14 protein-coding genes and 1 pseudogene (1 of these 15 only partly in view) are annotated in these 21,577 nt (G+C 72.1%); 10 read left to right on the top strand and 5 right to left on the bottom strand.

The genetic code is table 11. From position 1 onward, the window contains the following. Positions 1 to 11: 11 nt before the first annotated feature. Complete coding sequence (locus AB0C26_RS38890; RefSeq protein WP_360258176.1) at positions 12 to 473, bottom strand: MarR family transcriptional regulator; 462 nt, start codon at positions 471 to 473, stop codon at positions 12 to 14. A 429-nt stretch (positions 474 to 902) separates the two neighbouring features. On the opposite strand from AB0C26_RS38890, the gene AB0C26_RS38885 reads away from it, so the two are divergent. The 4 genes from AB0C26_RS38885 to AB0C26_RS38870 all read left to right on the top strand — a co-directional run bounded on the left by AB0C26_RS38885 (position 903) and on the right by AB0C26_RS38870 (position 4,471). After that, positions 903 to 1,820, top strand: a complete 918-nt coding sequence (locus tag AB0C26_RS38885) for an LD-carboxypeptidase (protein WP_360258173.1) — start codon at positions 903 to 905, stop codon at positions 1,818 to 1,820. Between the two features lie 114 nt (positions 1,821 to 1,934). Then, on the top strand, positions 1,935 to 2,405 hold the full coding sequence (locus tag AB0C26_RS38880) for a MarR family winged helix-turn-helix transcriptional regulator (RefSeq protein ID WP_360258171.1): 471 nt from the start codon (positions 1,935 to 1,937) through the stop codon (positions 2,403 to 2,405). After that, positions 2,402 to 3,175 (top strand): SDR family oxidoreductase, encoded by a 774-nt coding sequence (locus AB0C26_RS38875; protein WP_360258169.1) that lies wholly within the window; start codon positions 2,402 to 2,404, stop codon positions 3,173 to 3,175. The genes AB0C26_RS38880 and AB0C26_RS38875 overlap by 4 nt, the downstream gene beginning before the upstream one ends. A gap of 36 nt (positions 3,176 to 3,211) precedes the next feature. Then, a complete protein-coding gene (locus AB0C26_RS38870) occupies positions 3,212 to 4,471 on the top strand; it encodes an FAD-binding oxidoreductase (RefSeq protein ID WP_360258166.1) in 1,260 nt (419 codons plus the stop codon). Between the two features lie 54 nt (positions 4,472 to 4,525). Here AB0C26_RS38870 and AB0C26_RS38865 read toward each other — a convergent pair. From AB0C26_RS38865 to AB0C26_RS38850, 4 genes and pseudogenes are all read right to left on the bottom strand, one after another. Then, positions 4,526 to 5,521 (bottom strand): annotated as a pseudogene (locus tag AB0C26_RS38865) (acyltransferase); the annotation flags it as partial. Positions 5,522 to 5,678: 157 nt separating this feature from the next. Further along, positions 5,679 to 6,614: an ABC transporter ATP-binding protein gene (locus AB0C26_RS38860; RefSeq protein ID WP_360258164.1), complete on the bottom strand. Its 936-nt coding sequence runs from the start codon at positions 6,612 to 6,614 to the stop codon at positions 5,679 to 5,681. Positions 6,615 to 6,642: 28 nt separating this feature from the next. After that, a complete protein-coding gene (locus AB0C26_RS38855) occupies positions 6,643 to 7,695 on the bottom strand; it encodes an iron ABC transporter permease (RefSeq protein ID WP_360258162.1) in 1,053 nt (350 codons plus the stop codon). A gap of 37 nt (positions 7,696 to 7,732) precedes the next feature. After that, the gene (locus AB0C26_RS38850; protein WP_360258159.1) at positions 7,733 to 8,758 is read right to left on the bottom strand and encodes an iron ABC transporter permease; all 1,026 of its coding nucleotides are present in this window, start codon (positions 8,756 to 8,758) and stop codon (positions 7,733 to 7,735) included. 184 nt (positions 8,759 to 8,942) lie between these two features. Here AB0C26_RS38850 and AB0C26_RS38845 point away from each other — a divergent pair, with 184 nt between their 5' ends. The 6 genes from AB0C26_RS38845 to AB0C26_RS38820 form a co-directional block, all read left to right on the top strand. Next, complete coding sequence (locus AB0C26_RS38845) at positions 8,943 to 9,953, top strand: ABC transporter substrate-binding protein (protein ID WP_360258157.1); 1,011 nt, start codon at positions 8,943 to 8,945, stop codon at positions 9,951 to 9,953. After that, positions 9,954 to 10,553, top strand: coding sequence for a GNAT family N-acetyltransferase (locus tag AB0C26_RS38840; RefSeq protein WP_360258154.1), 600 nt, complete (start codon positions 9,954 to 9,956; stop codon positions 10,551 to 10,553). Between the two features lie 65 nt (positions 10,554 to 10,618). After that, a complete protein-coding gene (locus AB0C26_RS38835) occupies positions 10,619 to 10,867 on the top strand; it encodes a phosphopantetheine-binding protein (RefSeq protein WP_360258151.1) in 249 nt (82 codons plus the stop codon). Further along, the gene (locus tag AB0C26_RS38830; protein ID WP_360258149.1) at positions 10,864 to 12,360 is read left to right on the top strand and encodes a tryptophan 7-halogenase; all 1,497 of its coding nucleotides are present in this window, start codon (positions 10,864 to 10,866) and stop codon (positions 12,358 to 12,360) included. The genes AB0C26_RS38835 and AB0C26_RS38830 overlap by 4 nt, the downstream gene beginning before the upstream one ends. Next, entirely contained in the window at positions 12,357 to 12,572 is a 216-nt protein-coding gene (locus AB0C26_RS38825) for an MbtH family protein (protein WP_360258146.1), read from the top strand. The genes AB0C26_RS38830 and AB0C26_RS38825 overlap by 4 nt, the downstream gene beginning before the upstream one ends. Positions 12,573 to 12,657: 85 nt before the next feature. Further along, positions 12,658 to 21,577 carry the 5' portion of an amino acid adenylation domain-containing protein gene (locus AB0C26_RS38820; RefSeq protein WP_360258144.1) on the top strand. It continues 5,666 nt past the right edge of the window, so 8,920 of the gene's 14,586 nt are visible here — the first part of the coding sequence; it begins with the start codon at positions 12,658 to 12,660; its stop codon lies off the right edge, out of view.

The raw sequence follows: 21,577 nt of genomic DNA, 5'->3' as shown, positions 1-21,577 counted from the left end.
CTAAGAGCTCTCTAAGAAGTGCCGCCGTCCGACTCCAGCACGGCCAGCAGCCGGCGCACCGCGGGAAGGGCCTGCCGCACGGCGTCCCGGTCGGCCGGGTCCAGTCGCTCCAGCGCCGCGGCCAGCACCGCGTCCTGGGTCTCACCCCACGAGGCCAGGTGTTTCTCACCCTGGCCGGTCAGGTTCAGCCGGGCGACACGACGGTCACCCTCGTCCCGTACGCGCGTGATCAGCCCCGCCGTCACGAGCTCACCGATGATGGTCGACACCGTGTTGGGCACCAGTTGCAGCTCTTCGGCCGTCGCTCGCGTGCCGATGCCCGGATGGGCCTCGACCGTCCGCAGCACCTCGACCTGGGCCATCGAGAGCCGGTCGACGGACGCGACCCGGCGGACGGCCCGCCGCAGCACCCGGCCCACCGCCCCGAAGACCGTCATCTGCCGGGCGAGATCGAGTGAGTCGTTCTGTGCCATCATCACTACCCTACGGCTCCGTGCAAATTGCATGCGGTTGACCTATTTGCAAGAGGTCTGGACTGATCTTCATGTGCCTGGCACACTGCGCCCTGTGACTAGATCACTGATTGTGCTGGGTTGCGAGCTTCCCCTGAGCTCGGGCGTGAAGTGCAATGTGGTGACGCATCGCCGATGCGCCGACTGCGGGCGGCGCATCTGCCGTTCCCACTCGGCGCTGATGGCCGATCAGCTCACCGTCGCCGCGCAGTGCAAGGAGTGCGCCGCCCGCCCCCGGATCCCGCGTAACCGGGGCTGGTTCCGCCGGCGAAGCTGACGCGCGTCCTCACATGGAACCTGCGGCGGCGCCTGGCGTGAGCGTGAGACCGTACAACCGTCGACTCGTGAACTCCCTCCGTCCGCGCCGGTCACCGGCGTAGGCTGCCGCCCATGATCCGAGGTCAGCATCTGGTGGCCGGCGACCTGGTCGCCCTGGTGTCGCCGTCCGGCGCCACCGACCCGGCGCGAACCGAGGCGGCGGCTCGCACCTTGCAGATGTGGGGCCTGCGCGTACAGGTCGGCGCCCACGCCCACGGCCGGCACGGCAACCTGGCCGGCACCGACGAGCAGCGCCTGGCCGACCTCAACGCCGCCCTGCGCGACCCTTCGGTCCGCGCCGTGCTCTTCTTGCGCGGCGGCTACGGCATGCAGCGCATCGTCGACGGCGTCGACTTCGGCGCCGTCCGCGCCGACCCCAAGCTGATCGCCGGCTTCTCCGACATCACCGCCCTCCACTTGGCTCTCTGGCGCGAGACCACCCTGGCCACCGTGCACGGCCCCACCGCGGGCCAGCTCGACCGTGGCCCCGGCACGCGCTCCGCGCAGGCCCTCCGTCACGCCCTCATGACGTCAGCCCCCGTCCAGGTGCGGGCCGACAGCTCCGAGGACACCTTTCCCGTGCGCGTCCCCGGCACCGCCGAGGGCACCTTGCTGGGCGGCAACCTCGCCATGCTCACCTCCACGATCGGCACCGCACACGCCCCTGACACGACCGGCGCCATCCTCCTGCTGGAGGACGTCAACGAGGAGCCCTACCGAGTGGACCGCATGCTGGTCCACCTCCGCCGAGCCGGCTGGCTCTCCTCCCTGGCCGGCGTGGCCGTAGGCCAGTTCACCGACTGCGTGGACCCCCACCCCAGCCCTCCCGTCATCGACTACCTGGCCGCCGAACTGGCCCACCTCGGCATCCCCGTCCTAGGCGGCCTCCCCATCGGCCACGGCCCCGAACAGATAGCCGTAGGCCTAGGCGTCCAGGCTCACCTGGACGCGACAGCAGGTCTCCTGACCGTCGCCGCTCCCGCCCTCTAGCCGCCACCCCAACCCCGCGCCGCGCCGCGCTTACTTCCCATGCCCTCAGCCTCCGTTCGGGGGAGCGATCCAGATCACTTGCTGACGTGTCAGCAAAGTTCTAAGTTTGCTGACGTGTCAGGAAGAATGACGGCCGCGGAGCGGCGTGTATGGCAGAACTTCATCGTTCTGGGCGAGGCCGTGCGCCGGGAGGTGGGCCGGGACCTGTGGGCGGACGCGCAGCTCTCGGAGGCCGACTTCACCGTGCTCGCCCAGCTCGCATCGGCACCCGACGGCACCATGCGTTCCACCGGATGCGCCCGCGCGCTCGGCTGGGACACGGGCCGCCTCTCCCATCAGCTGCGGCGCATGGAGGAGCGTGGTCTGGTCCGGCGCGGCCGCGGCGAGCCCGGCGACGGTCGCGCCGCCGTCGTCGCCCTGACCGACGAGGGCCGCACGGCCTACCGCAAGGCCCTCGGTCCCCACCTGCGCTCGGCCCAGAGCTGGTTCACCGACGCCCTCGACCCTGAGCAGCTCGAACATCTCGACACCACCCTGCAGATCCTGCTTGACCACGTGCAGAAGAAAGCTGAGCAGACCAAATGAGCACGACAACCGAGAAGCACACCCTTGAGGCACCGGCGTGGGCCTCACCCGGCACCGACCTCACCGGCAAGACCGTGCTGGTCATCGGCGGCGCCGGCGGTGTCGGCGAAGGCGTCACCCGGACCCTGCTGTCCAGGGGCGCCACCGTGGTCGTCACGTCACGGCGGCAGAGCACGCTCGACGACTTCGCCGCCCGTGTCGGCGACCCGCGGCTCCGCGGCGAGACCCTGGACCTCCTCGACCCGGCGCTGCGCGAGCGCGCGACGGAACTGAGCACCGCCCACGGACCGTTCGCCGGTGTCGTGCTCAGCGTCGCCGACTGGGGGCGGCAGGGCCGCAAGCCGCTGCTGACACTCACCGACGCCGAGTGGGACGAGCTGATCGGGCAGAACCAGACCACGATCTTCCGTGCCTACCGCGCGTTCCTCCCGACGCTCACACCCGACGGGATGATCGCGCAGCTGAACGGCCTCAGCGCCGACCTGCCGTTCCCCGGCGCCGGCGGCGTCGCGCTGACTGCCGCCGCCACCAAGTCGATGACCAGGACGATCGCCGCCGAGCTGGGCGGCCGCGGCCCGCGGGTCTACGAGGTGATCCTCGGCGTGATCCGCACCCGTGCCCGCCAGTTGGCCGGTGTCGACGACGAGCGCTGGATTCCGGCCACTCACGTCGGCACGCACATCGCCGAACTGGTGGCCGGCATCAGCCCGCTCACCGGCGACGACCTGCACTACTTCGTGGACCTGACCGAGGGCCCGCGCCCAGCTTGAGCCGCCATCCGGCGGTTCCGTTCGAGGAGCTTTTCGATGCTTGAAGTTGTGCGGCCCGGCGACCGGCTCTATCGCGCCGTCCGGGATGTCTACACGGCCACCGGCCGACCGGCCGCCGTGGCTCGTCCGGCCTCCACGCCCGAGGTCGTCGAGGCGTTGCGGTTCGCTCGCGACGCCGGTGGCCCACTGTCGGTGCGCAGCGGCGGCCACGGGATCAGCAGCGTCGCGACCAACGTGGAGGGCACGGTCATCGACCTGGGCCTCCTGAACAGTGTCGAACGGATCGGCGACGACCTGGTTCGGATCGGCCCCGGCGCTCGATGGGGCGACGTCGCGGCGGCGCTGCATCCGTGGGGCCTGGCGATCAGCTCGGGCGACTCCGGCGACGTCGGCGTCGGCGGGCTCGCGACCACCGGCGGAGTCGGCCTGATGGGCCGGGCGCACGGGCTCACCATCGATCACCTGGTCGCGGCCGAGGTCGTCACCGCCGACGGCACGGTGCGGCGGGTCGACGCCGAGCAGGACCCGGACCTCTTCTGGGCGATCCGTGGCGCCGGAGCGAACGTCGGCATCGTCACGTCGTTCGACTTCCGGGCCGATCGGGTGCCGGTGGTCGGCCGGGCCACTCTGCAGTACCGGGTGGACGACGTGGCCCGGTTCCTGCGCGCCTGGGGCGAGACCGTCGAGGCCGCGCCCAGGGAGATCTCCGCCTTCCTGTATCTGATGGGCGGCGAATTCGCGCTCGCCACCATCGTCTACGCCGGCGACGACCCGCAGGGAGCCGGCCGTGCCTTCGGGCCCTTCACCGCCGTCGCGCCGGTACTCGGTCAGCAGGCGCAACTCGTGCCCTACGCCGGGGTGGTCACGGCCACCCACGCCCCGCATCGAGGACAACAGGGCGCGACCACGCACACCGGGCTCGCCGTCCATCTGGACGAGCCGATCACCGCCCGCCTGGCCGACCTCGCCGGAAGCGGCGCCGTGGAGATGCTTCAGATCCGCTCGACCGGCGGCGCGATCAACGACGTTGCCCGAGACGCCACCGCGTACGCGCACCGCCATCAGAACTTCTCGGTGACCGCCGTCTCCAGCATGCCCTTCGACGAGGCGTGGGAACGGGTGTGGCCGATGATGGACGGGCTGTACCTGAGCTTCGAGACGAGCTTTTCCACCGAACTGCTCGAAGCTGCCTTCCCGCCCGCGACACTCAGCCGCCTCCGCGACATCAAGCGCCGCGTCGACCCGGACGACGTCTTCAACCAGAACTTTCCGGTGGCGACCCCGGTCAGCCGCTGACGACCTGCCTCTGACAGATTGTCGCTCCAGCTGCCGGAAGGCGAGGCAGAGGCCGACAAGAACCGCGGCGAAGGCCGGCAGCCACCCCAGCCGGGCGAGGACCCAGCCGGTACCGTCCGGCGTGGTGTGCAGGCCGGGCACAAGCCGGCCGGTAGTCAGGGCCACCGCGGTCACGGCGATCAGAGCGGTCTGGTGCCAGAGGAAGACAGTCATGGCATGCAGGTTGGCCACGGCCACCGGCATCCAGGCCGCCGGGCGTGAGAGCAGCCGGCGCAACGGATTCAGCAGAAGGCCGGCGGCCCCGCACTGGGCCAGGCCGAAGGTGACGGCCGCGAGGCTGGGCGGATCGAGATTGGAGAAGCCGTCGCCGGGCACGCCGACCATCGAGGCGGGATAACCGCACCAGCGAACGAGAGCGATGGTCGCGGCGGTGCCGCCGAGGAGCAGCATCCACAACGTGGCGCGGTCTCGAAGCCGGCCTCGCGCCCACGCCATGCCGAGCGTGAACGGCACGGCCCAGCCGGCGGCCACGTTGATCCAGCCGAGCGCGGCGGGCCCGTCCAGGCCGAGTCGCACCAGGTCGACCATCGCGACAGTGGCTAGAGGCCAGGCCGGATGCAGACGGCGGAGCAGCGGCGCGGTGGCCGTCAACGCGGCGAACACCAACAGGAACCACAGCGGACTCGTCACCAGCCGTACCGGCGATCCAGGCGCGAGAAGCGCGATGAGGCTCCATACGCCCACTAGCGCGGCGACCGGACGGAACAGCCTGGACAGGCGAGCTGAGATCCATGGGCCGTACCGCGGGCCGGGCCGAGTGACCAGCCCGCCCACCAGAAAGAAGACCGCGAGGGTCTGGAACAGCCAGCTCACCGGAACCAGGTGAGGCTGGTAGTGCAGTGGGCTCGCTATATGAAAGGTGCTGTCGAGTGCGGTGACCAGCCAGTGACCGAGAACCACGCCGAGCACGGCGACCGCCCGTAAGCCGTCGATGCCACGATCGCGGCCGGGCGGCGTCGCCGCGGAAATCCGCTGAACCAATGCCTTCATCGTCGCCCCTCGTGCCGGGAAGGTGTTGCCGACGAAGGTACGGAGCGGGGCCGGAGATGTCGTCAAACCACGGTATGACCGACCTCGGTATGACGACACCCGAGCCGTGAGGTGTGAAGCTTCTGGGGCAACGAAGACGGACCGGCAGGAGGCAGAGCTATGACGACCGCGGGAGAGGTACGACAAGCGGCGTACCAGTGGCCGGGTCCGGAACGACCAGAGCCGCCAGCCCGAACACGTCAGCCAGCAGCTCCACCGTGAAGACCGACTCGGGGGAGCCCTGCGCCACGACGCGACCGTCCTTCATGGCCACCACGTGGTGGGCGTACCGGGCCGCGAGATTGAGGTCGTGCAGCACCATGACGATGGTGCGGCCCCGCTCGCGGTGGAGGCGGGCCACCAGATCCAGCACATCGATCTGGTGGCTCAGGTCCAGATATGTCGTGGGCTCGTCCAGCAGCAGGACCTCGGTGCCCTGAGCCAGGGCCATGGAGATCCAGGCGCGCTGACGCTGGCCTCCGGAGAGGGCGTCCACCGGGCGCTCGGCCAGGTCACGCATGTCCGTCCACTCGAGGGCTTCGGTGACGACGCTCTGGTCGGTCGGCGACCACTGGCGGAACCAGTTCTGGTGCGGGTGCCGGCCCCGCATGACCAGGTCCGCGACCGTCAGGCCGTCGGGCGCGACCGGGCTCTGGGGCAGCATGCCGATGATGCGGGCGACCTCGCGGGTGGGCATCTTGTCGATGCGCCGGCCGTCGAGGAGCACCTCGCCGTCACGGGGACGCAGCAGACGGCCAAGGGCGCGCAGCAGCGTCGACTTGCCGCAGCCGTTCGGCCCGACCACCGCGGTGATCGCGCCGTCCGGGATGTCGAGGTCCAGCCCGTCCACGACGATGTCCTCGCCGTAGCCGAGCCGGAGCCCTCGCGCCCGCAGCCGCGGTGCCGGCTTGGGGGTGTCGGCGGCGGGGGAAGCAGCTGTGGGCGAAGCAGGGGAAGCAGCGGGGGAGGAAACAGCGACGGGGGAAACCGCGGCGTCGGAGGCGATAGGGGCGCCTTGACCGTCGGTGAAGGGCGCGTCGTGGGCCGCGGTCATCGGTGGCGCTCCTCGGTCGTCGGGACGGTCATGCGGAAACCCTTCGATTGACGCGGACGAGCAACCACAACAGATAGGGGGCGCCGACGATCGCTGTCACCAGGCCTACGGGCAGTTCGCGGTCGGGCAGGACCGTTCGGGCCGCCAGGTCCGCGGCGACGACCAGCAGGGCGCCGAGGATCGCGGAGACCGCCAACGGGGGACGGGAGCCTCCGCAGAGACGGAGGGCGACCTGGGGGACCAGGAAAGCGACGAACTCGATCGGGCCGGCCGCCGCTACCGCCGCCGCGGCCAGGGCGACCGCGGTGAGGACGACCGCCAGGCGGGCCAGTTGCAGGCGAATGCCGAGGGCCTGGGCGACGTCGTCGTCGAACTGCATCGCCTGGAGGGTGAAGGCGGTGGCTGTCGCGAGGGGGAGGAGGACCACCAGTGCCAGGGAGAGTGGACGGACCTGGGTCCACTCGGCGCCGGCGACCGAGCCGTTGAGCCAGATCGTGGCCCGGGTGGCGTCGACTATCTCGGCCCGGACCAGGAACCAGGAGACGCCGGCGGTCAGGATCTCGCCGACGCCTATGCCGACGAGTACCAGGCGGAAGCCGTCTATGCCGCGGCGCCAGGCGAGTACGTACACGAGCACGGCGGTGACCAGAGCCCCAGCCAGCGCGGCGAAGGGCACCGCGGAGGAGGAGTAGCCCAGGACGATGACGGCCACCGCGCCCAGGGATGCCCCGTGGGTCACGCCCAGAACGTCGGGGCTGGCCAGGGGGTTGCGGGCGAAGGTTTGGGTCAGCGCGCCCGAGACGGCCAGGGCGGCGCCGACCAGGAGCGCGACGAGAACGCGGGGGAGGCGCAGGTCGAGCACGATCAGTTTTTGGGCCGCGGTGCCGCCGCCCAGCAGGACCTGGACTACGTCGCCGGGGGCGATCGTGAAGCTGCCGTGGCCGATGCTGACGACGGCGATCGCCAGGGCTGCCACCAGGCCGGCGGTGCCGACCGCGACCGTGCGCGGTGACACCGTGCCCGAGACGGGGCCCGCCTGGACGACGCGGCGGCCGGCGGGCGTGACGGGTGCTTGTGTCATGGGCCTTCCGTCCCGCGATCAGCAGTGAGAACAGGGGTCAAAGCTTCACCACTCCGCGGCGGCGGCGAACGAGGGCTATGAAGAAGGGGGCGCCTATGACGGCCAGGACGATGCCGGTTTGAAGCTCGCCGGGGCTCACCACGACGCGGCCCAGGACGTCGGCCAGCAGGAGCAGGGCCGCGCCGGCCAGGGCGGAACAGGGAATCAGCCAGCGGTGGTCGGGGCCGGTGAACGTGCGGGCCACGTGGGGGACGATCAGGCCCAGGAAGCCGATCGGGCCGCAGGCGGCGGTGGCGGCGCCGGCCAGCAGGACTATGGCGGCCACGCCTACGACTCTGGCCGTCGTCACGCGCTGGCCCAGGGCGCGGGCTATGTCCTCGCCCAGGCCCAGGGCGTTGAGGGCCGGCGCGTTCACGACGGCCAGCAGGAGGCCGAGCAGGATGAACGGGAGCACCTGCACTGCCACGTCGGCGTCGCGGCCGGACAGGGAGCCGACGACCCAGAAGCGGAAGACGTTCAGGCTGGCGTCGTCCGAGAGGAGCAGGGACTGGGTGAACGAGGACAGCAGGGCGCTGATCGCCATGCCGGCCAGGGCCAGCGTCACGGGGGTGGGGCCGCCTCGGCGGCCGGAGGCGATGCCGAAGACGGCCACGCTGGCGGCCAGGGCGCCGGCGAAGGCGAACCAGATGTAGCCGGTGAGTTGGGCCGTGCCCCACTGGATGCCGATCACCACGGCGAACGACGCGCCGGCTGAGATGCCGAGCAGGCCCGGGTCGGCCAGCGGGTTGCGGGTGTGGCCCTGGATCAGGGCGCCCGCCGCGCCCAGGGCCAGTCCGACCAGGACGCCCAGGACGGTGCGGGGCAGGCGCAGCTCGCGGACGATCGCCGTGGCCGGTGCGGCCGGATCCGGGTTGGTCACCGCCTGCCAGACCGCGGCCGGGCTGAGCCACTGGGCGCCGATCGCCAGGCTCAGCACCACTGCCACGGCAACCGCCGCGAGCAGTGTGGCCAGCACCCACAACCTCCGGGATGGACCGGCACGCCGGAGCTCGACCGCCGTCATGACCCTCCCATCAGAAATCGAACCGAACGAGGGCCAAAGCCAAGTCCGTGCCAACTAGTGGGGGACAGTCTCGTGCAAAGCGTCGATGGAAGGTTAGCCTTACCGAAACTCTCACACGGCCTTGCCCCCACGAACCGGCGTCGCTTAGCTTAGGCAAACCTAACTTGCGAACGTGAGGTCCGAGATGTCCTTAGCCAGACGTGTCTTCGCGGCGGGAATCGCCGCCACCGCCGGGCTTGCCCTGCTCAGTGGGTGTGGAGGCGACGACGCCGATCAGGTGGCGGCGCCGGGGGCGTCCACCGCCGCGGCCGCCAGCTTTCCGGTTTCGCTGACCCATAAGCTCGGCACGGCCGAGGTCAAGGCCGCTCCTCAGCGGATCGTGGCCCTCTCCGACGCCGATCTGGACGCTCTGCTCATGCTCGGCGTGCAGCCCGTCGGCGTGGCCGAGTCGTCCGGGCCGGACGGTGTCACCGCGTGGGCCAAGCCGCTGCTCACCTCCAAGCCGGCCGTGCTCACCGCCGGCGACACCGGCTTCGACGTCGAGAAGATCGCGGCGCTGGCGCCCGACCTGATCCTGGCCGGTGGGGACTACTACATCGACGACGAGTACGCCAAGCTCAGCAAGCTCGCGCCGACCACCGCGTACGAGACCACCGGCGCCTTCGAGGATCCGTGGCAGACCACGCTCAAGCAGGTCGCCAAGGCCATCGGCCAGGACGCCAAGGCCGCCCCGATCATCGCCGACGTCGAGGGCAAGATCGCCAAGGCGAAGGCCGATCACCCGGAGCTGGCCGGCAAACAGTTCTCGCTCAGCCAGATGTGGGAGGCCGGCTCGATCGGCGTGCTGCGCTCCGACAAGGACGCCGGCGTCAAGATGCTCAACGACTTCGGCATGAAGCTCGCCCCGGCTGTCGCCGCGCTCAAGGGTGACGACTTCGCCGTGCAGCTCAGTCTCGAAAAGGTGGGTGTGCTCGACGCCGACACCACACTCGTCTACTACGCCGAGCCGTCGCTGCAGCCCACGCTCGAGGGCAACACCCTGTTCAAGAACCTGGGCTCCGTCAAGCGCAAGTCCTACGTCGCCCTGACCGGTCCGCAGTTCAGCTCGCTGCGCACCCCGACGCCGCTGTCGGTGCAGTACATCATCACCGACGTCCTGCCGACGATCGCCACCGCGGCCAAGGCGGCTTCCTGAGTGTCCACCCGTGAGGTGACGGCTGGTCTCGCCGCGGCCGTGGTCGCGGCGGGGCCGCCCCCGGCGCCCGTCCTGGCGCCGCCCTGGTCCCATCGCCTGCTGTCCCCGGACGGCCCGGATCCCGAGCTTGTCAGCCGCTGGATGAACGAGCCGCACGTCGAGCTCTTCTGGGATCAGGCGTGGTCGCCGCGGCGGTGGGCCGGCGCCATCGCCGAGCAGCTCCAGGGCGACTTCTCCCGGCCCTACATCATCGAGTACGAGGGTGAGCCGCTCGCGTACGTCGAGATCTACCGGACGCCACGCGACGTCGTCGGGCAGGTGTACGACGCCGGCCCGTACGACCTCGGAATCCACCTGGCCATCGGCGACAAGGCGCGGACTGGGCGCGGGCTCGGGCGGGCCATGGTGCGAGCGATCGCCAACGGCCTCACCGAAAAAGACCCCCGTACGCGGAAGGTCCTGGCCGATCCGGACGAGCGGCACACGGTGGCCCGGCGCATGTTCGAGGGCGCGGGTTTTCAGTTCCTGGGTGTTCGAGATCTTGGACACAAGCGAGCTGCCCTGCACATCTACGACTTATCCGTAGAAAGAGGCAGATGAATCCTTTACTCACTCGAAATCATCAGGTAAGCCTTACCTAACAAACCACCGAAGGAAGAGCGCTGATGACCGCATCCCTGAGCCTCGAACGTCTGCGCGGCGACGTCGCCGAGGTGCTCGCCGAGGAGCCCGGCACGTTCGCCGACGACGACAACCTCATCGACCGCGGCCTCGACTCGATCCGGCTCATGAGCCTCGCGACCCGGTGGCGTGAGGCCGGCTTCGAGGCCGGCTACCTCGATCTGGCGCAGGAGCCCACCGTGAAGGCCTGGTACAACCTAGTGACGGCGCAGCGAACCGAGGCTCAGCGATGAGCCCGGTCGTCGAGAACGTCGACGTCGTCGTGGTGGGCGGCGGCCCCGGCGGATCCACCGTCTCGACCCTGCTCGCCAAGCGCGGCCACAGCGTGGTCCTGCTGGAGAAGGAGAAGTTCCCGCGCTACCAGATCGGCGAGTCGCTTCTGCCGTCCACAGTGCACGGTATCGGCCGCCTGCTCGGCGTCACCGAGGAGCTGGAGAAGGCCGCGTTCATGGTCAAGCGCGGCGGCAGCTTCCGCTGGGGCACCAACCCCGTGCCGTGGAACTTCCTGTTCGCCGTCGCCCCCGAGCTCTCCGGGCCCACCTCGTACGCGTACCAGGTCGAGCGCCTGAAGTTCGACGAGATCCTGCTGCGCAACGCCGCCGCCAAGGGCGTCGACGTGCGCGAGGAGAGCCCGGTCACCGAGGTCGTCGCCGACGACGAGCGGGTTCGCGGGGTCCGGTACACCGGCGCGGACGGCGTACAGCACGAGATCCGGGCGTCCTTCGTGGTCGACGCCTCCGGCAACCGCAGCCGGATCCACCAGAACGTGCGCGGCGAGCGGATCTACTCCGACTTTTTCAAGAACATCGCCGTCTTCGGCTACTTCGAGGGCGGCAAGCGCCTGCCCGCCCCCGACTCCGGCAACATCCTGTGCGCCGCGTTCGACGAGGGCTGGATCTGGTACATCCCGCTCTCCGACACGCTCACCAGCGTCGGCGCCGTCATCTCGCGCGAGCACGCCGCCAAGCTCCAGGGCGACCAGGAGAAGTCGCTGCGCGGCTTCATCGACCGCTGCGAGATCGTCAAGGGCTTCCTGTCCGACGCGACCCGGGTCACCGAGGGTACGTACGGCGAGATCCGCACCCGCAAGGACTACTCGTACACCAACAGCTCGTTCCACCGGCCCGGCATGGTGCTGGTCGGCGACGCCGCCTGCTTCATCGACCCGGTCTTCTCCACCGGCGTGCACCTGTCGACGTACGCCGGGCTGCTGGCCGCCCGGTCGATCAACAGCGTGCTGGCCGGCGACATCAGCGAGGACCGCGCCTTCGAGGAGTTCGAGGGCCGCTACCGCCGCGAGTTCCGGGTCTTCTACGAGTTCCTGTCGGCCTTCTACGACATGCAGAGCAACGAGGACTCGTACTTCTGGAAGGCCCGCAAGGTGACGAACTTCGAGGCGACCGACCTCGAGGCGTTCGTGACCCTCGTCGGTGGCGTGCACTCCGGCGAGCAGGCCTTCACCAACGCCGACGCGATGGTCGAGGAGTTCCAGAAGTCGTCGGCCGGGCTGGCCGACGCGGTCGAGCGCACCGGCAGCATGCAGACCGAGTCCGGCGAGCGCATGCATCACCTGTTCGGCACGCCGGTGGTGCGCGAGGTGATGACCGAGATGAACAACATCCAGGTCCGCGGCGTGCGCGGCGCGGACGCGTTCGAGGCCCCGCTGCTCAGCGACGGCCTGGTGCCCAGCCCGGACGGTCTGGCGTGGACGGAGGAGGCCAAGTGACGACGAACCCCTTCGAGGACGAGGACGGCCGCTATCTGGTGCTCGTCAACGACGAGAACCAGCACTCGCTGTGGCCGGTCTTCGCCGAGGTCCCGGCCGGCTGGCGGATCGTGTTCGGCGAGGACAGCCGGGCCGCCTGCCTCGAGTACGTCGAGAAGAACTGGACCGATCTGCGCCCCAAGAGCCTGATCGACCGTATGGACGCCGCCTAAACCGACGCCCTGCCCCGCGGACCGCCGCGCCGATCCCGGCGCGGCGGGCTCCGCCCTGCGCTCAGCACCACAAGGAGCCACGACCGTGCCCGATCCCCTCGAACTCTCCGCCGCCCAGGCGGGTGTCTGGTACGCACAGCACCTCGACCCGGGACCGGCCTTCACCACCGCCGCGGCCGTCGACATCGACGGCGACGTCGACCCCTCGCTCTTCGAGCGGTCCCTGCGGTGGGTGCTCGGCGAGGCCGAGGCGCTGCGCGCCCGATTCGTGGGTACGGCGGAGGAACCGCGCCAGGAGATCGTGGCCGCACCGGACTGGCGCCTTCAGGTGCTCGATCTCGCCGGCGCGGACGCCGACCGCTGGATGCGGGCGGACCTCGCCACCCCTATCGATCTGGCACGCGGGCCGGTGTTCGCGGAGGCGCTGATCCGCCGGGGACCGGGGCGCTGGACCTGGTACCAGCGCTGCCACCACATCGTCATGGACGCCTACACCTCGGCCCTGGTGGCGCAACGGCTGGCCGCCGTCTACACCGCGCTGTCCCGCGGCGAGGAGCCGTCGCCCAACCCGTTCCGGTCGCTCGCCGACGTGGTGGCCGAGGACCGGGCGTACCGGGAATCGCCGAAACGCCTGGCCGACCGGGACTTCTGGCGGAATCGGCTCGCCGGCCTGGAGGTGCCCGATCTGGCCGCCGGCCCGGCCCGGCCCAGCCCCACGTTCCGGCGCCGCCGCGTCGTGCTCTCCGGCCTCGCCGGCCTCGACCGGCTGGGCGCGACCCGGGTCGAGGCGATCCTGGCCGCCACCGCTCTCTACGTGCACCGGCTCACCGGCGCCGACGAGGTCGTGCTGGGCCTGCCCATGATGGGCCGGCTCGGTTCGGTGGCGGCCCGGGTGCCGGTCACCGCGGTCAACGTGGTGCCGCTGCGGATCCCGGTCAGCCCGGCCCGCAGCGTCGGCGACCTGGTGCGCCGGGTGGCCGACGAGGTCAAGGCGATCCGGCCGCACCAGCGGTACCGGGGCGAGGACATCCGCCGCGATCTCGGCCTGGTCGGCGGCGAGCGGCGGCTCGTCGGGCCGTGGGTGAACATCAAGCCGTTCGGTGCTTCGCTGAGCTTCGCCGGGATGCGGGGCACGCCGCGCTACATCGCGGCCGGGCCGGTCGACGACCTGTCCATCACCGTCGACGACCGGGGCGGGAACGTCCTCGAGGTCGTCCTCGACGCCAATCCGGCCCGGTATTCCGAGGCCGACCTGGACGCGCACGCGGACCGGTTCGCCGCGCTGCTCACCACCCTCGCGTCCATCGATCCGGCCGTTCCGAGCGGCCGGGTCGGGCTGGCGGGTGCTCCGGCGATCGACGACACCGTTCACGCGCTGCCGGACGAGAGCTTCGATTCCCTGTGGCGCAACCAGCTTTCCCGTACGCCGTCGGCCGTGGCCGTGACGACACCGGACGGGACGGCGCTGACCTACGCCGAGCTCGACGTGCGGGTCGGTGAGCTCGCGCGCCGGCTGGCCGGGCTCGGGGCGCGGCCGGGCCGGATCGTCGCGATCCGGTTGCCGCGCACGGCCGAGCTGCTGGTCGCCCTGCTCGCGGTGCAGCGGACCGGGGCCGCCTACCTGCCCCTCGACCCGTCCTTCCCCGAGGAACGGCTCGCCTGGATGCTGACCGACAGCGCGCCCGCCCTGCTGGTCGACGGGGACGGCGTCACCCCGTTGGAGCGGCCGGGATCCGTCAGCGCGGACGCGGCGTACGTCCTGTACACCTCGGGCTCGACCGGCCGGCCCAAGGGCGTGGTGGTCACCCGGCGCAACCTCGTCAACTTCCTGCTGGCGATGCGGTCGCTGATCCCGCTGACGGCCGGGGACCGGCTCCTGGCTGTCACCACGGTCAGCTTCGACATCTCCGCCCTGGAGCTCTACCTGCCGCTGCTGAGCGGGGCCGCGGTCGTGGTCGCGGCCAAGGAATCGGTTCAGGACCCGGCCGTTCTCGCCGCCCTGGTCGCCTCGACCGGCGCCACCGTCGTGCAGGCGACTCCGACGCTGTGGCGGGCGCTGACCGACGTGCCGGGCGGAACGTCGGCCGTGGCCGGGCTGCGCGTGCTGGTCGGCGGCGAGGCCCTGCCGCCGGACCTGGCCGCCGCACTGCGCGCGAGCGCCGCCTCGGTCACCAACCTCTACGGGCCGACCGAGACGACGATCTGGTCCACCGCCGCCTCCGTCGACGGTGCGGAAGTCACCGTCGGCCGTCCTGTCTGGAACACTCGCGCCTACGTCCTGGACGCGGCGCTGCGGCCGGTGCCGGACGGGTTCCCGGGCGAGCTCTACCTGGCCGGCGAAGGCGTGGCGCTCGGCTACCTCAACCGGCCCTCGTTGACGGCTTCCCGTTTCGTGGCCGACCCGTTCGTGCCGGGCGAGCGCATGTACCGCACCGGCGACCTGGCCCGGCGGCGCACCACCGGTGAGTTCGACGTTCTCGGCCGCGTGGACCATCAGGTGAAGCTCCGCGGTTTCCGGATCGAGCTCGGCGAGGTCGAGGCCGCGCTCGCGGCGGCCGACGGCGTCCAGCGGGCTGTCGCCCTGATCCGTGAGGACCGGCCGGGGGACCGGCGTCTCGTCGCCTACTTCGTGGGCGGCGCGGCACCGGCCGATCTGCGCCGGCTGCTCGCCTCCGAACTGCCCGACTACATGGTTCCGGCGGCCTTCGTGCCGCTGGACGAGCTGCCGCAGACGCCCAACGGCAAGCTCGACCGCAACGCCCTGCCCGAGCCGGACCTGTCCGGCGGCGGGGCCGAGGAGGCGCCGCGCACCCCGCAGGAGGAGATGCTCGCCGGCGTCTTCGCCGAGGTGCTCGGGGTGCCCGGGGTCGGCCGCCGCGACGACTTCTTCGCGCTGGGCGGCCATTCGCTGCTGGCGGCCCGGGTGGCGTCCCGGGCCCGCACCCTGTTCGGCGCGGATCTGTCCCTGCGCGACGTGTTCGACGCGCCGACCGTCGCCGGCCTGGCCGCCCGCGCCGGCACGGTCCGCCCCGCGTCCACCATCACCCGGGGCGCCGGCACGGAGATGTCCTCCGCCCAGCGGCGCCTGTGGTTCCTGTCCCGCCTGGACGGGCCCAACCCGACGTACAACCTGCCCTTGGCTCTGGAACTGAGCGGCGACCTCGACACCGGGGCTCTGCAAGCGGCCCTGGTCGACGTGGTGGAACGGCACGAGCCGTTGCGCACGGTCTTCGCCGACCGCGACGGCGAGCCGTATCCGGTCGTGCGGGGCGCCGAGATCGGGCTGCGGACCGGGACGTCGATCGCCGGCGCCGTCCGCGAGCCGTTCGACATCACCGCCGAGATCCCGATCCGGGCCGTCCTCGCCGGCGACGTCCTGCTGCTCGTCGTGCACCACATCGCGGGCGACGAGTGGTCGCTCACGCCCCTGCTCGACGACCTGGCCACCGCGTACGCGGCCCGGCGGCGCGGCGAGGCGCCCGCGTGGACGCCGCTGCCGGTCCGCTACGCCGACTACGCCGCCTGGCACAACGGCCTCGACCTCTCCGCCCAGGTGGACTTCTGGCGGACGGCCCTGGACGGCGCGCCCGCCACGCTGCGCCTGCCCACCGACCGGCCCCGGCCGGCCCACCCCGGTGAGCACGGCGGCACGGTCACCTTCCCGGTCGACCCCTCGGTGCGCGAGCTGGCCCGGCGGCACGGCGTCACGCTGTTCATGACCGTGCAGGCCGCGGTGGCCGCCCTGCTGCACCGGATGGGCGCCGGCGACGACATCCCGCTCGGCACGCCGGTCGCGGGTCGCGGCGACGACGCGCTCGAACGGCTCGTCGGCTTCTTCGTCAACACCGTCGTTCTCCGGACGGACGTCGGCGGCGATCCCTGCTTCGCCGAACTGCTCCGGCGGGTCCGGGACACCGATCTGGCCGCCCTGGCCCATCAGGATCTGCCGTTCGAGCGGCTGGTCGAGGAGCTCAACCCGGCCCGGTCCCTGGCCCACCACCCGCTGTTCCAGGTGATGGTCTCCTATCAGGCCGCGCTGCCCGAGGTGGCCGGCTTCCCCGGCCTGACCGTCACGCCACGGCTCATCGACACGGGTACGGCGAAGTTCGACCTCACCTTCGACGTCGCGGAACGGCCCGAAGGCCTGATCGGCACTCTGGAATACCGGTCCGACCTGTTCGACCGGGAAACCGTGGTGGCCCTCGCCGCGCGGTTCACCCGGCTACTGGCCGCGGTCACGGCGGCGCCGGACCGCCCGATCGCCGACATCGACCTGCTCAGCGACGACGAGCGCCGGGCGATCATGTCCGATTGGCAGGGGGTACGCCGGGAGGTCGCACCTCGCGGCCTGGCCCAGCTCTTCGCCGAGCAGGTGGCCGCGAGGCCGGACGCCGTGGCCGTGGAGGACGGCGAGCGCACGCTGACCTATCGCGAGCTGAACTCCCGGGCCAACCGCCTGGCCCACCGGCTGATCGCGGCCGGGGCGGCCCCGGAGCGGGTCGTGGCCGTACGGATGCCGCGCTCGGCCGACCTCCTGGTGGCCCTGCTCGCGGTCACGAAGACCGGCGCGACTTATCTGCCGCTCGACGTGCATCACCCGGCCGAGCGGATCGCCCACCAGATCACCGACGCCGCACCGGTTCTCACCGTCGAATCCCTCGGCTCCCTGGCCGATCTCAGCGACGAGGATCCGGCTGTCGTGGTCGACCCGGCCACCGCGGCGTACCTCATCTACACCTCGGGATCGACCGGCCGCCCGAAGGGCGTCATCGTCCCGCACGCCGGTCTCGCCACGCTGGTGGAGTCGGTCCGGTCGGTCTTCGGCGCGGGACCCGGGAGCCGGGTCGCCCAGTTCGTCTCGCCGGCCGTGGACGTGGCCTTCAGCGAACTGGCCGCCTCGATCCTGTCCGGCGGCACCCTCGTCATCGTGCCCGACGACGCCCGGCTCGGCGCCGCCCTGGGCGAGTTCGTCACCGACCGCCGGCTGACCCACGCCGACCTCCCGCCGGCGCTGCTGGCCGCCCTGCCCACCAGCGCGATCCCGGCCGGTGTCACCCTGACCGTGGGCGGCGAGGCGACCACCCCCGACGAGGTGCGGCGGTGGCGCGCCGGCCGCAAGCTCGTCAACGCGTACGGCCCGACCGAGGCCACCGTCACCGCCACCACCTGGGAAGCGGCCGACGGCCCCGTCCTGATCGGCCGGCCCGACCTCAACCGCACCGCCCACGTCCTCGACGCCCGCCTGCGCCCGGTCCCGCCCGGCGTCCCCGGCGAGCTCTATCTCGGCGGCGACGGCCTGGCCCGCGGCTACCTGAACAGTCCCGCGCTGACGGCGGCCCGCTTCGTGGCCGGCCCCTCCGGCAGCCGCCTCTACCGCACCGGCGACCTGGTCCAGCGCACGGCGACCGGCGAACTGGAGTTCCTGGGCCGCACCGACGACCAGGTCCAGATCCGCGGCTTCCGCGTCGAGCCGGCCGAGGTCGAGGCCGTCCTGGCCGGCCATCCCGCCGTCGCGCAGGTGGCCGTGGTGCCGCGCGAGGGCCACCTCGCCGCGTTCGCCGTCACGCGGGACGCCGTCTCGGCCGAGGAACTGCGCGACCACGCGGCCGCGACCCTGCCCGGGCCGCTCGTGCCGGTGGTCGTGCTGCTCGACGCGCTGCCCGTCACGGCGAGCGGCAAGGTGGACAAGCGGTCACTGCCTCCGGTTACGGCCACGGCCGCGACCAGCGAACCGCCCGTGGGCCCGGTCGAGACCGCGCTGGCCGGCATCGTCGAGGGGCTTCTCGGGCTGCCGGTCGGCCGGCACGACGGGTTCTTCGCGCTCGGCGGCGACAGCATCCTCTCCATCCAGCTGGTGTCGCGGGCCCGGGCGGCCGGGCTGAGAATCGCGCCGCGCCAGGTGTTCGAGCACCAGAGCGTCGCGGAACTGGCCCGGGTCGCCGAGGCCGTCGAGACGTCCCCGGTCGCGGAATCCGGGGCCGGAACCGTCCCCGAGACCCCGATCATCGCCTGGCTCCGGGAACTGGCCGCGCCGGTGGACCGCTACTCGCAGGCACTGCTGGTCCGTACGCCCGCCGGGGTGGATGTCGCCCAGGTGGTGCGCGAGGCGCTGGCGCCGCACGACCTGTTGCGGGCCCGCCTCGTTCCCGGTGCGCAGCGGTGGACTCTGGAGGTCCCGGAGGGACCGCTCGATCTGACCGTACGGGTCGTCGACGCGCGCGGCCGGGAACTGGCCGGGCTGGTCGCGGCCGAGCGGGAAGCCGCCGCCGACCGGCTCGATCCGGCCGGCGGCGTGATGGTGCGGGCCGTCTGGTTCGACCGGGGGAGTGAGCCGGGACGGCTGCTCCTCGTCGCCCATCACCTCGTCGTGGACGGCGTTTCCTGGCGAATCATCGCCGAGGATCTGGCCGCCGTGTCCCGTGGCGAGCGGGTCGCCGCCGTCGGCACGCCGTTCCGGGCCTGGGCGCTCGGCCTCAACGCCGCCGTCTCCTCGCGGGCGGCCGAGGCGGACCGGTGGCGCGCCATCCTGGACGGTCCGGTCGCCCAGCTCGGCGGGCGGCCGCTCGACCCGGCCCGGGACACCGCCGGAACCCTGCGCCAGGTCACCGTCACCGTTGACGCCTCCATCACCACACCGCTGCTGACCACGGTGCCCGAGACCTTCCGGGCCAGTGTGCAGGACGTGCTGCTGGCCGGTCTGGCCCTGGCCCTGGCGCGGCGCACCGGCCCGGCCGCCGAGCCGCTGATCGGCCTGGAGGGCCACGGCCGCGAGGAGCAGGTCGTCCCCGGCGCCGACCTCGTCCGTACGGTCGGCTGGTTCACCAGCGAATACCCGGTACGCCTGCCCGCCGCGGCCGGTGGACCGGCCGCCGTCGTGCGGGGCGTCAAACAGCGGCTGCGCGCGATCCCGGACGGCGGCGTCGGCTACGGTCTGCTGCGCTACCTCGGCGGCTTCGAACCGGCGAACGAGCCCGAGGTGCTGTTCAACTACCTCGGGCGCTTCGGGAACGCGGCGACGGCCGACTGGGCGCCGGCTCCCGAGCTCCCGGCCGCGCACGCGGTCGCCGAGCCGGAGATGCCCGTACGGCACCGGATCGCGGTCAACGTGGCCGCCGTGGACACGCCGGACGGGCCGGTGCTGCGGGCCTCGTTCGGCTATCCCGGCCGGGCGGTCGACGAGGACGATGTACGCCGGCTGGCCGACGACTGGCTGGCCGCGCTCGTCGCGGTACGGGCGGCGGCCAACGAACCCGGGGCCGGCGCCCTCACCCCGGCCGACGTGCTCCTGCCCGGCATCAGCGACCGGGAGCTGGCCGAGCGGTGGCCCACAGCGGTCGACGTGCTGCCGCTCTCGCCCCTGCAGGAAGGGCTCCACTACCTCGCCGGGCTCGACGACCAGACCGACGTCTACACCGTGCAGCAGGTCTTCACCCTCACCGGGCCGGTCGATCCGGACCGGTTGCGGTACGCGGCGGCGAGGCTCCTCGACCGCTATCCGAACCTGCGCGGGGCCTTCGACCGCACCGAGGACGGCCGGCCGGTCCAGGTCGTCCCCGGTGCGGTCGAGGTGCCGTTCGAGGTGACCGACGCCGGTGACCTGGACGCGCTGCTGCGCCGCGAGCGGGCCCGGCGCTTCGACCTGGCCACGCCGCCGCTGCTGCGGTTCGTGCTGGCCCGCGTCGGCGCCGGCGACCACCGGCTGATCCTCACCCAGCACCACCTGCTCATGGACGGCTGGTCGGGCCCGCTGGCCGTACGGGACCTGTTCGCCTTCTACGCGGGCACCGCCACCGAAGCGCCGCGCCCGTACCGCGACCACCTGGCCTGGCTGGCGCAGCAGGACCCGGCGGCCACCGAGGCCGCCTGGCGGGACGCGTTGCGCGGCCTCGAGGAGCCGACCCTGGTCGCCCCCGGCGCCCCGGCGGTCGCCGCGCTGCCCGAGGTGGCCGAGATCGTCCTGGACGAGACCGAGACGGCCGCCCTCTCCGCGGCGGCCCGAGGACACGGGCTGACCCTCAACACCGTCGTCCAGGGCGCCTGGGCGCTCCTGCTGGCCGAGGTGACCGGGCGTACGGACGTCGTCTTCGGCGCCACCGTCTCCGGCCGGCCCGCCGCGCTGGCCGGCGTCGAGGACATGGTCGGCCTGTTCATCAACACCGTGCCGGTCCGGGTCCGGCTGCGGCCCGAGGAGAGCTGGCCCGAGCTGCTGCGCCGGGTGCAGGCCGAGCAGGCCGCCCTGCTGGATCACCAGCACGCGAGCCTGGCCGGGATCCAGCGGCGGGCCGGGCTCGGCGACCTCTTCGACACGCTCACCGTCTTCGAGAGCTACCCGGCCGGAACGGCCGTGCCCGACGCGGGCGACCTGCGGATCGGTGGCGGCATCCCGGTCGACGCCACGCACTACCCCCTGAGCCTGGTCGTCGTGCCGCAAAGCCGGCTGCGCCTGCGCCTCGAGCACCGGCCCGATCTGTACGACGCGGCCGCCGCCGGCCGCCTCCTGAGCCGCTTCCGGGCGCTGCTCGGCGCTTTCGTCTCCGCCCCCGCGACGACGATGGCGAGGCTGCCGATCAGCGGACGGAAAGCCGAGACGACCCTCGCAGTGCCGCCGACCCTGTTGCTGGACGAGTTCGACGCGACGGTCCGGCAGACCCCGGATGCGGTTGCTCTGCGTTTCGGTTCCGTGTCTTTGACGTACGCCGAGTTGCGGGCGCGTGTGGAGCGTCTGGCTCGTGTTCTGGTGGCCCACGGTGCCGGTCCGGAGAAGGTCGTGGCGGTGTTGTTGCCGCGGACCGACGACGCGATCGTGGCCTGGTTGGCGGCGTTGAGGTCGGGCGGCGTGTATCTGCCGATCGATGTGGACTACCCGCGCGAGCGCATCGACTATCTGCTGGCGGACGCGGCGCCGGCGGTGGTGGTGACACCGTCTTTGCTGGCGGAGACAGCCGACGTGGCGCTGCCTGCCATCGATCCGCGCTCGGGTGCCTATCTCATCTACACCTCCGGTT

The organism is Actinoplanes sp. NPDC048796 (assembly GCF_040650035.1).
Lineage (GTDB): Bacteria > Actinomycetota > Actinomycetes > Mycobacteriales > Micromonosporaceae > Actinoplanes.
Note: the sequence above shows the minus strand (reverse complement) of the source record. Positions and strands in the feature narration are given on the sequence as shown.